The sequence below is a fragment of the Pectobacterium parmentieri genome (assembly GCF_001742145.1).
Classification (GTDB): Bacteria; Pseudomonadota; Gammaproteobacteria; order Enterobacterales; family Enterobacteriaceae; genus Pectobacterium; species Pectobacterium parmentieri.
Genome location: NZ_CP015749.1, coordinates 1629320 through 1643123, shown reverse-complemented (window position 1 = coordinate 1643123; position 13804 = coordinate 1629320). Strand labels below are relative to the sequence as shown.

Annotated in this window: 10 protein-coding genes and 1 tRNA gene; 6 read left to right on the top strand and 5 right to left on the bottom strand. The window is 46.4% G+C overall.

What is annotated here, in order from left to right; translation table 11 throughout:
- Window positions 1–27: 27 nt before the first annotated feature.
- From A8F97_RS07250 to A8F97_RS23075, 3 genes are all read right to left on the bottom strand, one after another.
- Window positions 28–112: transfer RNA gene (locus A8F97_RS07250), tRNA-Tyr, on the bottom strand.
- A gap of 154 nt (window positions 113–266) precedes the next feature.
- Window positions 267–1115: a formyltetrahydrofolate deformylase gene (purU, locus tag A8F97_RS07245; protein WP_005968735.1), complete on the bottom strand. Its 849-nt coding sequence runs from the start codon at window positions 1113–1115 to the stop codon at window positions 267–269.
- Between the two features lie 82 nt (window positions 1116–1197).
- Entirely contained in the window at window positions 1198–1665 is a 468-nt protein-coding gene (locus tag A8F97_RS23075; protein ID WP_005968732.1) for a YchJ family protein, read from the bottom strand.
- 131 nt (window positions 1666–1796) lie between these two features.
- Here A8F97_RS23075 and rssA point away from each other — a divergent pair, with 131 nt between their 5' ends.
- The 3 genes from rssA (at window position 1797) to galU (ending at window position 4958) form a co-directional block, all read left to right on the top strand.
- Complete coding sequence (rssA, locus tag A8F97_RS07240; RefSeq protein ID WP_014699904.1) at window positions 1797–2708, top strand: patatin-like phospholipase RssA; 912 nt, start codon at window positions 1797–1799, stop codon at window positions 2706–2708.
- A gap of 116 nt (window positions 2709–2824) precedes the next feature.
- A complete protein-coding gene (gene rssB / locus A8F97_RS07235; RefSeq protein ID WP_014699905.1) occupies window positions 2825–3841 on the top strand; it encodes a two-component system response regulator RssB in 1017 nt (338 codons plus the stop codon).
- Window positions 3842–4046: 205 nt separating this feature from the next.
- Complete coding sequence (gene galU / locus A8F97_RS07230) at window positions 4047–4958, top strand: UTP--glucose-1-phosphate uridylyltransferase GalU (protein WP_005968726.1); 912 nt, start codon at window positions 4047–4049, stop codon at window positions 4956–4958.
- Between the two features lie 145 nt (window positions 4959–5103).
- Here galU and hns read toward each other — a convergent pair whose 3' ends face one another.
- On the bottom strand, window positions 5104–5511 hold the full coding sequence (hns, locus tag A8F97_RS07225; RefSeq protein WP_005968723.1) for a histone-like nucleoid-structuring protein H-NS: 408 nt from the start codon (window positions 5509–5511) through the stop codon (window positions 5104–5106).
- Window positions 5512–5904: 393 nt separating this feature from the next.
- On the opposite strand from hns, the gene A8F97_RS07220 reads away from it, so the two are divergent.
- Entirely contained in the window at window positions 5905–6510 is a 606-nt protein-coding gene (locus tag A8F97_RS07220) for a thymidine kinase (RefSeq protein ID WP_015730453.1), read from the top strand.
- A gap of 124 nt (window positions 6511–6634) precedes the next feature.
- Here the strand turns inward: A8F97_RS07220 and adhE are convergent, their stop codons facing one another.
- Window positions 6635–9313 (bottom strand): bifunctional acetaldehyde-CoA/alcohol dehydrogenase, encoded by a 2679-nt coding sequence (gene adhE / locus A8F97_RS07215; protein WP_033071486.1) that lies wholly within the window; start codon window positions 9311–9313, stop codon window positions 6635–6637.
- Between the two features lie 1034 nt (window positions 9314–10347).
- On the opposite strand from adhE, the gene oppA (A8F97_RS07210) reads away from it, so the two are divergent.
- Both oppA (A8F97_RS07210) and oppA (A8F97_RS07205) read left to right on the top strand, forming a co-directional pair.
- Window positions 10348–11946: an oligopeptide ABC transporter substrate-binding protein OppA gene (oppA, locus tag A8F97_RS07210; RefSeq protein ID WP_410110714.1), complete on the top strand. Its 1599-nt coding sequence runs from the start codon at window positions 10348–10350 to the stop codon at window positions 11944–11946.
- Between the two features lie 191 nt (window positions 11947–12137).
- Complete coding sequence (gene oppA, locus A8F97_RS07205; protein WP_033071487.1) at window positions 12138–13775, top strand: oligopeptide ABC transporter substrate-binding protein OppA; 1638 nt, start codon at window positions 12138–12140, stop codon at window positions 13773–13775.
- Window positions 13776–13804: the final 29 nt, after the last annotated feature.

Genomic DNA, 13804 nt, shown 5'->3' with positions numbered 1-13804 from the left:
ATGTGCTTCAGAGGTATTGCTTTGAAATGGTGGTGGGGGAAGGATTCGAACCTTCGAAGTCTGTGACGGCAGATTTACAGTCTGCTCCCTTTGGCCGCTCGGGAACCCCACCACTGGCCTTGCTACAAGAAGCTTTCGCTTCAAGCGGGGCGCATCATATCAAATGACACGCCCCTGTAAAGCGCTATATATCAAAAATAAATTCGCTTGCCGTTTTTTTATTCCGTTCGGCGCATCCTTATACAAAAAGATGTCCGATCAACCGATTACAGAATAATGGTGCGGTTACCGTAGACAAAAACACGCTGTGCCAGTACGCGATACAGTGCGCGGCTGAGGACATTTTTCTCAACGTCGCGGCCTGCACGCATCATGTCGTCACCTGAGTAAGTATGGTCAACGTGAATGACGTCCTGCATGATGATCGGGCCTTCATCCAGATTGTCGTTGACGTAGTGAGCTGTCGCACCAATGATTTTTACGCCGCGTTCGTAAGCTTGATGGTACGGGCGAGCACCGATAAAGGCAGGTAAGAATGAATGATGGATGTTAATCACCTGATTAGGATAATGCTGCACAAACGCCGGTGTCAGGACACGCATGTATTTCGCCAGCACGACGTAATCAGGTTTATATTGATCGATCTGCGCGATCATCTGTTGATCGTGCTCTTCGCGCGTTAACCCCTCGTGGCTGACCAAATGGAAGGGGATATCAAACCGCTCGACCAGCGTCTGTAAGGTATCATGATTACCAATAACGGCAGCGATTTCGACATCCAGACCGCCATACGCGCTTTTCATCAGCAGATCGCCCAGGCAGTGTGCTTCTTTCGTCACCAGAACGACGATGCGACGGCGGCCCGCAGCGGTTAATTCGCGCGACGAACCTTCGGGAAGTGCGCTGTCCAGATCGGCTAACAGCGTGGTGTCGTTGAAAATCCCTTCCAACTCGGTCCGCATGAAAAAACGACCAGTGCGATGATCGACAAACTCATTGTTTTGTACGATGTTCAGTTCGTGCTTATAACAAATATTCGTAATTTTCGCGATGAGCCCTTTTGCGTCGGGGCAAATGGTTCGTAATACTTTTCTTTGTATATTTTGGGATTGCATGAGCGTGTGGATCCTGTCCGAAAACTAAAATAACGATCTTATGGTAACGCAGCGGTAGGCCGCGTGGACGACTGCCGGTGTTCTATTGTCCGCAACACTTTTTGTATTTTTTGCCGGAACCACACGGGCAAGGTTCATTTCTGCCTGTCTGCATATGAACGCCGTCTATATAGTACCAGCGATTATGCTGGCGAAGGAAGCGTGAGCGTTCTCGCATTAATTCTGTTCGCTGGCTGTCGGTTTCCGATAGATAACGTGCGGCGAATTCCACATAGCCTTCGTCAGGCGTTTTTCCGGGAGACGTTGCCAGTATAGTGAGGCCGAGCCACTGTGAATTTTGACAGCTTGCGGAAATAGACTCCCGCCATTTATCGGGTTGGCAATCGGGATGCCAGGTGGCGATAAGGTAGTCGACATCGTGTTTGACGTAAGCGGTGTAACGCGATCGCATTAACAGAACAGGCTCGGCCGCTGTTGCGGCATGCGTGAGATAGGGTTGGCAGCATGCGTTATACTGCAACCCACTGCAACAGGGGCAAGATTCTGACACAACGTCTCCTGAAGAAAATTTAAGATAAAAACTGATAAATAATAAACAGATCCTTATGCGGGATGCCGATATGTTACCTAAGAAACTCTACGTCTAGCAATGTGCGCTAAAATGAAGGGGATGGAGCAATTATGCAACGGAAAAAGATTGGCATAGCCTTGGGATCTGGGGCGGCGAAAGGATGGGCGCATATTGGGGTGTTTAATGCGTTAGCAGAACTAGGGATAGACGTTGATGTTGTCGCGGGTTGTTCTATTGGCGCGCTGGTTGGCGCGGCATATGCGACAAATAATTTGTCCTCAATGGAGCAGTGGGTGAGAGGGTTTGGTTACTGGGATGTGATTCGGTTGATGGATCTTTCCTGGCAGCGTGGCAGTTTGTTGCGTGGCGATCGTGTCTTCAATAGTGTGAAGCATTTGTTACATACAACACAGATTGAAGACTGTGCTATCAAATATGGCGTGGTGACGACAAATCTCAGCACGGGGCGTGAACTCTGGCTGACAGAAGGCGATTTACACCAGGCAATGCGGGCGTCTTGCAGTATGCCTGGCTTGTTATCCCCCGTTCGATTTAACGATTACTGGCTGGTGGACGGCGCGGTGGTTAATCCTGTTCCCGTTTCTCTGGCGCGGGCAATGGGGGCTGATATCGTGATTGCTGTTGATCTCCAGCACGATGCTAGCCTTAATCATCAGGATCTGCTATCGATTAAACCAACGGCGTCAGAGGTTGACATTGATATGGAGCATGTTTCGCAAGATTGGCGTAGTAGGATTCGGGAGCGTTTATTAAGAGGCCGACGTCAGTCAGCAGAAAGCTCACCCACGGCAATGGAGATAATGAGTACATCGATACAGATTCTGGAAAATCGGTTAAAGATGACGAGAATGGCGGGCGATCCACCTGACGTCTTGCTACAGCCATATTGTCCCCAGATCGCTACGTTAGATTTTCACCGGGCGCAGGAGGCGATTGAGGCGGGTTATAAAGCAGTAGCAAAGATGCGTGATGAACTCTTGCCGTTAGCGACAGAATTGTAGTGAAGAGCGCATGTTGTTAAGAACGCATGCACTTAAGAGCGAATAGTGTGCCGACTACCTGATGTACTGGTGCTAAAGCAGGTGTGATTATTTGGTGTTTGAAGTAAGGGGTACTGATGGAACAACCACTAGCGGGTAAGCATATTTTAGTCATTGATGACGAGGCCGTTTTTCGATCTGTGCTCGCTGGTTATCTGACTTCTCTTGGGGCTTCGGTTCGGGAGGCGATTAATGGATTAGATGCGCTAAGTATTCTTGAGCATTACCACCCTGATTTAATGATTTGCGATTTGAAAATGCCGATGATGGGAGGGATCGAGTTCCTCGAATGCCTGCGTTTGAAGGATAGCGACACGCCAATACTGGTCATTTCTGCAACCAGTCAGATGGCGGATATCGCTAAAGTCTTGCGTCTCGGTGTCCAGGACGTGCTGCTTAAACCTATTCGTGATTACACACGATTGCGTGACGCTGTGATGTCCTGCCTTTATCCTGACATGTTCACCTCACAGCTTAATGAGTTGGATCAACTGATGCAGGATATGGATTCTCTCAATCAATCACCTGAAGCAATAACCAAACTGCTCGCTCAACTACAGCCGCCCGTTCAGCAAACACTTGCTCGCTGCCGCGTTAACTACCGTCAATTGACGACTGCGGAACAACCGGGACTGGTGTTGGATATCGCTGCGCTTTCCGAGACTGAATTAGCGTTCTATTGCCTTGATGTCACTCAGGGCGTCAATAATAATGGGACGCTGGCAGCGTTACTGCTTCGGACGTTGTTCAATGGATTGCTTCAGGAACATTTGGTCGATCAGCAACACCGTTTACCGTATTTGCCGACGTTATTAAAGCAGGTAAACCAATTGCTGCGACAGGCGAGCCTTGATGGTCGTTTTCCTTTGCTTGTGGGGTATTACCATCGGCCATTGAAACAACTGATACTGATCTCCGCTGGGCTAAACGCTACGCTAAATGTTAACGAGCAACAGGTCGTATTGAATAGCGGCGTCCCTTTAGGAACGCTTGAGGGAGCCTATCTCAATCAGCTTAATTATCAGTGTGAAACATGGCAATGTCAGATATGGGGCGGTGGCGGTCGTTTGCGGCTCATGCTGACGACGGAATAGTCTGATAGCACGAAGCGGGCGTTGATTTTGGTTAATACCTACTTTTGGTATTATTTTTTATTTCCTACTATGTAGGGAGTTATCTTATTTTTATTGAACGGTAACGTTGGGACAAGCGCACCCTTGTTAAAGTCGTTATACTCCATCGGTTATCTTGTTTAGATAAATAAAGTTCATTATTTGAACGGTATATAAGAGGCTGTTTATGTCTATTGTGAATAAAAAAGTAAAAAAAGCGGTCATACCGGTTGCTGGATTAGGGACGCGTATGCTGCCTGCCACCAAAGCCATTCCTAAAGAAATGCTGCCGTTGGTAGATAAACCGCTGATTCAATATGTTGTTAATGAGTGTATCGCCGCAGGAATTAATGAAATTATTTTGGTTACACACTCATCGAAGAATTCTATTGAAAACCATTTCGATACCAGTTTTGAACTGGAAGCCATTTTGGAAAAGCGTGTTAAACGTCAGCTATTGGAGGAAATTCAATCCATCTGTCCTAAACACGTTACCATTATGCAAGTACGTCAGGGATTAGCGAAAGGGTTGGGCCATGCTGTATTGTGCGCGCACCCGTTAGTTGGGGATGAACCTGTCGCGGTTATTCTGCCGGATGTGATTATTGATGAATATGAATCCGATCTGAAGAAAGATAACCTGAGCGAAATGCTGCAGCGTTTCTCTACTACAGGTCACAGCCAAATTATGGTTGAGCCAGTTGAAAATGTAAGTAGCTACGGTGTGGTTGATTGCAAAGGTGTGGAATTAAAAGCAGGGGATAGCGTCCCTATGGTTGGCGTAGTTGAGAAACCTAAAGCTTCCGAAGCACCGTCTAATTTAGCCGTCGTTGGCCGTTATGTGCTCTCTGCTGATATTTGGCCGCTGCTGGAGAAAACGCCGCCAGGCGCAGGTAATGAAATTCAGTTGACCGATGCCATTGCGATGCTGATGGAAAAAGAAACGGTAGAAGCGTATCACCTGAAAGGTGTGAGCCATGACTGTGGTAATAAACTAGGCTATATGCAGGCATTCGTAGAATATGGTTTACGCCATGACGGGTTAGGCCAGGAGTTCGCGCAATGGTTGCAGGAAACGATTGACGCAGAAGAAAAATAACAGAGGGTAATTATTGCTCTCTGTTTACAAAAAAGCAGAGAGCAACCAAAACGGCAACCCATCTGCTTTCTTTTCGTAGTGGTATTATCAAATAAAAACCCCCGATAGCTATCGGGGGTTTTTAGTATTCGGTGTTTATAGACAATTACAGCAGGAAATCGTCTAAAGACTTGTTTTGCTCTTCGATTGCTTTTTTGATCACTGCTGGTGTACGACCTTGACCAGTCCAGGTTTTAACTTCGTTGTTTTCGTCAGTGTATTGATATTTTGCAGGACGGGCAGCGCGTTTGCTTTTACCTGCAACTTTCACTGAACCTAAAGACTGGAATAATTCGTTAGGGTCAATACCATCGGCAATCAGCATCTCGCGATATTGTTGCAATTTACGCGCACGTTCTTCAACTTCAGCCTGAACCTGGCTATCTTCTTCGCGGCGTTCATTAACCACGACTTCCAGTTTTTCCAGCATTTCTTCTAAAGTATCCAGGGTACATTCTCTAGCCTGGGCACGCAGAGTACGGATGTTGTTAAGAATTTTTAGTGCTTCGCTCATTGTGATAATCTCAAATTAATATTATTGGTGGCGTGTAGTGTGATAATAGAGTGCTATTTTCTTTTCTGCAATAGTCAGATTTGTAAGTTTGTTAAAAAACGTCATTTTTAAAACAAAATTCACATCGTATGTTACATAAATATAAATACTTTCTGGTTATCAAAAAAATACATTTGGTATGCCTTTTCCCTAGCGCATATGACGGAGAATGGCTTATTGACGCAGCGCCGTTGTTATAAGAGATGTTTATATCTTTTATCATACAGGTTGTCGGTGGTCAGCGAATGGACAAGCTGTAGTCGAGGAATAGCCCATTGCACAGCGTGAAGACGAGTTGTTACAATAAGCGCTTACGACATGAAGATCATATAGCCTGCCTTTTGGAGTAGCTGAGTGGCTCAACTTTATTTTTATTATTCTGCAATGAACGCAGGGAAATCGACGGCGCTATTGCAGTCATCATATAACTACCAGGAACGCGGGATGCGCACGCTGGTGTTCACTGCAGAAATAGATAATCGGCACGGTGTGGGGATAGTAAGTTCACGGATTGGTCTTTCTTCTCCGGCATTATTGTTTAATCCGCAGACATCTTTATTTGGATTGCTGGAGAAAGAGCACCGTACTCAACCTGTAGATTGTGTATTAATTGACGAATGTCAATTTTTAACCCGTGAGCAGGTGAGTGAGCTTTCCGATGTCGTAGACCAATTAGATATCCCGGTATTGTGTTACGGGTTGCGTACTGACTTTCGTGGCGATTTGTTTTCTGGTAGTCACTATTTATTGGCGTGGGCTGATAAGTTGATCGAGTTAAAAACGGTCTGTCATTGCGGACGTAAAGCTAACTGTGTATTGCGGTTAGATGCGCAGGGTAATGCTGTCCACGAAGGGGAACAGGTCGTTATTGGCGGTAATGAAAGTTATGTTTCCGTATGCCGTAAGCATTATAAGATTGCTCTGGGATTAATCCGTAAGGAAAGCGAGTTAGGTGGTTAATAACCGTATTAATAAACTGGCGTCCTAAGATGCACTTGCGTTAGATCTCCACAATAAAAAATACCCAACCCTTAGAGGGTTGGGTATAAAAAAGAGATAGCTTAAGGCAGTCATTGCCGGAGTGTTAATGTGCGGCTTTCTTACTGGTTTTGGCGGCTTTTGCTACGGGTGGTTCAATCGCTTCTGTTTTTACGTCTTCAGAAAACTTACGACCATAGTAAGTATCCAGCAGAATTTGTTTCAATTCGGAAATCAGTGGATAGCGCGGGTTAGCGCCAGTACACTGATCGTCGAACGCATCTTCAGACAACTTATCGACCTTCGCCAGAAAATCGGCTTCCTGTACGCCAGCGTCACGGATGGACGTCGGGATCCCCAACTCAGTCTTTATTTCTTCCAACCAGTTCAGCAATTTCTCGATTTTCTGCGCGGTACGATCGCTTGGGGCAGTCAAACGCAGGTGGTCAGCGACTTCCGCGTAACGACGGCGAGCCTGGGGGCGGTCATACTGGCTGAACGTCGTCTGCTTGGTCGGATTGTCGTTTGCGTTATAGCGGATCACGTTTGAGATTAGTAGGGCGTTCGCCAGACCGTGCGGAATATGGAACTCCGAGCCCAACTTGTGCGCCATTGAGTGACAGACGCCGAGGAAGGCGTTGGCAAACGCGATACCGGCAATCGTTGCGGCGTTATGCACGCGCTCACGGGCTACTGGGTTTTTTGCGCCATCACGGTAGCTGTCTGGCAAATTCTCTTTTAGTAATTTCAACGCTTGTAACGCCTGGCCGTCCGAATATTCGTTTGCCAGCACGGAAACATAGGCTTCCAGCGAGTGCGTTACGGCATCGAGCCCACCAAATGCACACAGCGATTTCGGCATATTCATCACCAGGTTGGCATCAACAATCGCCATATCTGGCGTCAGTGCATAGTCTGCCAACGGATATTTCTGCCCGGTTGCATCGTCCGTCACCACGGCAAACGGCGTAACCTCGGAACCCGTACCAGATGTGGTGGTTATCGCCACCATTTTGGCTTTGACGCCCATTTTCGGGAACTTGTAGATACGTTTACGGATATCCATAAAGCGCAGTGCCAACTCTTCGAAATGCGTCGTCGGGTGCTCATACATTACCCACATGATCTTCGCCGCATCCATTGGCGAACCTCCGCCCAGCGCAATAATCACATCTGGTTTGAAGGAGTGCATTTGCTCTGCACCTTTACGCACGATGCTCAGTGTCGGATCAGCTTCAACTTCAAAGAAAACCTTGGTTTCCAGTCCGTGATGTTTCAGTACGGAAGTGATTTGATCGACGTAACCGTTGTTGAACAGGAAACGGTCGGTCACGATAAATGCACGTTTTGCACCATCGGAGGCGACTTCTTCAAGTGCGATTGGCAGTGAGCCGCGACGGAAATAAATAGACTTGGGAAGTTTATGCCACAACATATTCTCTGCTCGCTTGGCTACCGTTTTCTTGTTGATCAAGTGCTTCGGACCGACGTTTTCGGAGATGGAGTTTCCTCCCCAGGAGCCGCAGCCCAGCGTCAGAGACGGCGCGAGTTTGAAGTTGTAGAGATCGCCGATACCGCCCTGAGAAGCGGGAGTATTAATCAGGATGCGCGCCGTTTTCATCATATTACCGAAATGATTTACGCGTTCTGGCTGATTGTCCTGATCGGTATACAGGCAGGATGTGTGACCGATGCCACCCATTGCTACCAGTTTTTCCGCTTTAATGACGGCGTCGTTGAAGTCTTTCGCACGGTACATCGCCAGTGTCGGAGAAAGTTTTTCATGGGCAAACGGTTCGGATTCATCGACGGCTGTTACCTCACCAATCAGCACTTTGGTGTTTGCTGGGACGGTGATACCCGCCATTTCTGCAATTTTCGGTGCTGGTTGACCCACAATGTCGGCATTCAGTGAACCGTTTTTTAGCAGAATTCCCTGTACGGCATGAAGTTCTTTGCCTTTCAGCATGTAGCCGCCGTGGGTAGCAAAACGCTCACGCACGGCATCATAGGCACTGTCTACCACGATGACAGACTGCTCGGACGCACAAATGACACCGTTATCGAAGGTTTTCGACATCAAAATAGAGGCGACGGCACGCTTGATGTCTGCAGTTTCGTCAACGACAACGGGGGTGTTACCGGCACCTACACCGATTGCCGGTTTACCTGAACTGTACGCGGCCTTCACCATACCTGGGCCACCTGTAGCCAGAATCAGGTTGATATCCGGGTGGTGCATCAGTTGGTTAGACAACTCGACAGAAGGCTGGTCAATCCAGCCAATGATATCTTTCGGTGCGCCTGCGGCAATTGCCGCTTGCAGCACGATATCTGCGGCTTTATTGGTCGCATTTTTTGCACGCGGATGAGGAGAGAAGATAATTCCATTACGGGTCTTCAGGCTGATCAGCGCTTTAAAAATCGCGGTAGAAGTAGGGTTGGTGGTGGGAACAATACCGCAAATCAGGCCAATAGGCTCTGCAATGGTAATGGTACCGAAAGTGTCATCAGTAGAGAGAATGCCGCAGGTTTTTTCATCCTGATAGGCGTTATAAATGTATTCGGATGCGAAGTGGTTTTTGATGACTTTATCTTCCACTATCCCCATGCCGGATTCGGCAACTGCCATTTTTGCCAGTGGGATACGGGCATCCGATGCAGCGAGTGCAGCAGCGCGGAAGATCTTATCTACTTGTTCCTGAGTGTAAGTGGCAAATTCCTGCTGTGCCTTTCTTACTCTTTCGACCAATGCGTTAAGTTCAGCAACGTTGGTTACGGCCATAATGCTCTCCTGATAAATGTTAAACTCTTTCAGTCAATTGTTCGCCGGATAGAACAGTATAGATAAACGAGACGGGGGCGTTTCCGTTACCTTGCTATTCTTCTCTGCCTATTTCACATCAATTGACTCAAAGAGCTTGTCAGCTACGGTTATGGCGCGATCGCTGTTTTTTAAAATACTGTAATCGCTGATATCGTAAATTTTTAAAATATTGTTTTGAAAATACGTAAAAATTAAGATTATTTGCGCATTCATTACCGTATGGAATGAGCATACCCATTTGTGGGTGCTTTTTTTGTGATCAATATCGAATTTTCTTTAAGCTGACACCATTCAGCACGTTGGTATTGATAGTGATTATCATTAATCAAGTATGACCAGAGATTTTCCTACCTAGAACGGGGCGGTAAGAGACGGTTGTGGCGTCAATACTGAGAGCTAGCTGTTCGTATAAAACGTAGTCGTATAAATAGTGCTTATATCTTAATCGAATGCGTTATTTTGCACGCAGTCAATAGCAGAGAAATGAAAGGCTAATATCGAGCTTCGTTAGTAATAAAATTGTTAAAATAATAACATTTTGGTCAGATGATGACGAGGACAGGTAAGCTATTGTCATCATTTTTGTGCTGTTAAAACGATGAAATTCACTACGATGTTTTTTTGCTCAAAATCTATAAATTGCTGAATATTTAAAAAATATTTAAAAATAAAAACAAAAAACATTGATTATCATAGGGTTGAATATTGTTTTGGCGTGTTGTGATAAAATTTTATCGAGCCGTAGTGAAGAAAATTAAGCAACATCAATGTAAAAATATTGGCGAATGTGTCTGCTTTTGATAGCTTCGAGTGTCGACCTATTATTCTTTATATACTCATAAAATAATCTTATGATTTATTTGGATAATGGGCGTTCTTTCTGCTCTATGTGATGACGATCTTTATGCATAGAGTCCGGTATGGCGTTGTATCAAGACAGGGGCGTTTATAAAGTGAAAACTCGCAAAACAAAACGATGCTTTGTTACCAGTATGATTGCCGCAGCAGTGATGGCGTCATGCGCGAATGTCCAGGCTGCTAATGTACCCGCAGGTGTTGAGCTGGCGAAAGAACAGGTTCTGGTGAGAAATAATGGCGCTGAAGTGTCATCACTGGATCCGCATAAAATAGAAGGTACACCGGAATCCAATGTTGCGCGCGATCTCTATGAAGGGTTGGTGATTTCCGATCCTGATGGACACCCGATTCCTGGCGTAGCTGAGCGTTGGGAAAGCAGCGACTTTAAAGTCTGGACGTTCCATTTACGCAAAAATGCCAAGTGGTCAAATGGCGAACCCGTTACCGCCCAGGATTTTGTTTATAGTTGGCAGCGTCTGGCCGATCCGAAAACCGTTTCTCCTTATGCCAGCTATTTGCAATATGGTCATCTGTTGAATATTGATGACATTATCGCCAGTAAAAAATCGCCTGATACGCTAGGTGTAAAAGCACTCGACGACCATACGTTGGAAGTCACATTGAGTGAACCGATCCCTTACTTTTATAAATTGCTGAATCACTCGTCCATGTCCCCGGTAAACAAAGCCGCGGTGGAGAAATTTGGTGATAAATGGACCCAGCCGGAAAACTGGGTGGGAAATGGCGCTTATCGTCTTAAATCTTGGGTCGTGAATGAGAAATTGGTGCTGGAGCGTAATACCCAATATTGGGATAACGCCAAGACCGTGATTAATCAGGTCACCTATCTGCCGATTGCGTCTGAAGTGACGGATGTTAACCGTTATCGCGCGGGTGAAATTGATGTCACCCATAATAAATTACCGATCGAACTATTCCAGAAGTTAAAAAAAGAAATCCCACAAGAAGTTAACATCGATCCCTACCTCTGCACCTATTATTACGAAATCAATAACCAGAAACCGCCCTTTAACGATGTGCGGGTGCGTACTGCGCTGCGCATGGGACTTGATCAGGACATATTAACCAATAAAGTGAAAAATCAGGGCGATATTCCTGCCTATGGCTATATCCCTCCTTTTACCGACGGTCTGAAAGCGCATACGCCAGAATGGTTTACCTGGCCACAGGCGAAACGTAATGAAGAAGCGAAAAAACTGCTGGCGGAAGCGGGTTATACGGCAGAGAAACCGCTGACGTTTAATTTGCTCTATAACTCGTCAGATTTACATAAAAAGCTGGCCATTGCGGCGTCATCGGTCTGGAAACAGAATCTGGGTGTCAACGCAAAGCTGGAGAATCAGGAGTGGAAAACCTATCTCAGCACGCGTCATCAAGGGGGATATGATGTCGCCCGAGCCGGATGGTGTGCAGACTATAATGAACCGACGTCATTCTTGAATAGTATGTTGTCAGACAGCAGCAACAATACGGGTCATTATAAGAGTGCAGCATTTGACAAACTGATGGCACAAGCTGTTCAGGCGAAAACGGATGAGGAACGTGCGCAGGTTTACCAGCAGGCGGAATCACAGTTGGATAATGATGCCGTCATCGTGCCGGTCTATTACTACGTGAATACCCGGTTGGTCAAACCTTATGTCGGTGGTATTACCGGTAAAGACCCGTTGGATAACATACGGGTGAAAGATCTCTATATTATTAAGCATTAACCCACCGCTGTTTACGGTTTGATGCAAATGAAGTGAGCGAGCAGCAATGAATTTGGTGTTTACTCTATGCTTACCCATTCCCACTGTATAGGAGTGGGCGTGAGTTGAATCGATTAATCGTTTTTCTCACAGGGCATTAATTCAGGAACCGTGTAGGTATCACTCACACGACAATATTACAGGAGAAAATAATGACACACATCACAACTAAAAAAAGAGTAGCGGCCGCTATTATCGCGGCATTGAGTAGTACGATGGCTGTTTCTGCCTTTGCCGCGACCGTTCCCGCTGGCATTCAGTTAGCAGAAAAACAGGAATTGGTTCGTAACAATGGCGCGGAAGTGTCCTCCCTCGATCCGCATAAAATCGAAGGCGTACCCGAATCCAATGTGTCGCGCGATCTGCTGGAAGGGCTGGTCATTTCCGATGTTAACGGTAAAACCAGCCCTGGTGTAGCGGAAAGCTGGGATAACAAAGAGTTTAAAGTGTGGACATTCCACCTGCGTAAAGATGCCAAATGGTCCAATGGTGAGCCAGTTACCGCGCAAGATTTCGTCTACAGTTGGCAGCGTCTGGCCGATCCCAAGACGGCATCGCCTTACTCTAGCTACCTGCAATATGGCCACTTGCTCAATATTGATGACATCATCGCCGGCAAAAAATCTCCAGAAACATTAGGCGTGAAAGCGATCGACGATCATACGTTGGAGGTCACGCTTTCCGAAGCCGTCCCTTACTTCTATAAGTTGCCGGTTTATGTCGCGATGTCGCCTGTTAATAAAGCCGTTGTTGAAAAGTTCGGCGAAAAATGGACGCAGCCGCAAAACTGGGTCGGTAATGGCGCCTACAAGCTGAAAAATTGGGTCGTGAACGAAAAACTGGTACTGGAGCGCAACCCGCAATACTGGGATAACGCGCATACTGTGATTAATCAGGTGACGTACCTGCCTATTTCTTCGGAAGTGACTGATGTGAACCGCTACCGCAGCGGTGAAATTGATATGACATACAATCAGTTGCCGATTGAACTCTTTCAAAAGTTAAAGAAAGAGATCCCCGATGAGGTGAAGGTTAACCCGTACCTGTGCACTTATTATTACGAAATTAACAACCAAAAGCCGCCGTTTAACGATGTTCGTGTAAGAACTGCGTTACGCTTGGGCATAAGTCAGGATATTCTGACCAATAAAGTGAAAAATCAGGGCGATATTCCAGCCTATGGTTTTGTTCCTCCGTATATTGATGATTTCAAAGCTCAGACCCCAGAGTGGTTCACCTGGCCACAAGAAAAACGTAACGCAGAAGCGAAGAAACTGCTGGCGGAAGCCGGTTATACCGCAGAAAAACCGCTGACGTTTAATTTGCTCTACAACTCATCCGATCTTCATAAAAAGATGGCGATTGCCGCATCCTCTATCTGGAAGCAAAATATCGGTGTGGATGTGAAGCTGGAAAATCAGGAATGGAAAACGTTCCTTAGCTCTCGCCAGCAGGGGACGCAAGATCTGGCGCGTGGCGGGTGGTGTGCAGATTATAACGAACCGTCTACCTTCCTAAACAGTATGTTGTCTAACAGCAGCAATAATAAGTCACACTATAAGAGCAAAGAGTTTGATGCGCTTGTCGCGAAATCTTTACAGGTGAAAACCGATGAGGAGCGTGCTGTCGTATATCAACAGGCTGAGGCATTGCTAGATAAAGACGCAGTTATCGTACCTGTTTACCACTATGCGAATACCCGTTTGGTGAAGACGTATGTGGGGGGCTTAACAGGCAAAGATCCCCAGGATAATGTCTACGTGAAAGATCTTTATATCATCAAGCACTAATAATAATGGCTGGCGGCACGCAACGATGT

What these genes read in the sequence shown, in the direction of transcription:
- purU (WP_005968735.1), bottom strand. Translation starts at nt 1,115, where the DNA reads ATGCAATCCCAAAATATACAAAGAAAAGTATTACGAACCATTTGCCCC.
- rssA (WP_014699904.1), top strand. Translation starts at nt 1,797, where the DNA reads ATGCAACGGAAAAAGATTGGCATAGCCTTGGGATCTGGGGCGGCGAAA.
- rssB (WP_014699905.1), top strand. Translation starts at nt 2,825, where the DNA reads ATGGAACAACCACTAGCGGGTAAGCATATTTTAGTCATTGATGACGAG.
- galU (WP_005968726.1), top strand. Translation starts at nt 4,047, where the DNA reads ATGTCTATTGTGAATAAAAAAGTAAAAAAAGCGGTCATACCGGTTGCT.
- hns (WP_005968723.1), bottom strand. Translation starts at nt 5,511, where the DNA reads ATGAGCGAAGCACTAAAAATTCTTAACAACATCCGTACTCTGCGTGCC.
- adhE (WP_033071486.1), bottom strand. Translation starts at nt 9,313, where the DNA reads ATGGCCGTAACCAACGTTGCTGAACTTAACGCATTGGTCGAAAGAGTA.
- oppA (WP_410110714.1), top strand. Translation starts at nt 10,348, where the DNA reads ATGATTGCCGCAGCAGTGATGGCGTCATGCGCGAATGTCCAGGCTGCT.
- oppA (WP_033071487.1), top strand. Translation starts at nt 12,138, where the DNA reads ATGACACACATCACAACTAAAAAAAGAGTAGCGGCCGCTATTATCGCG.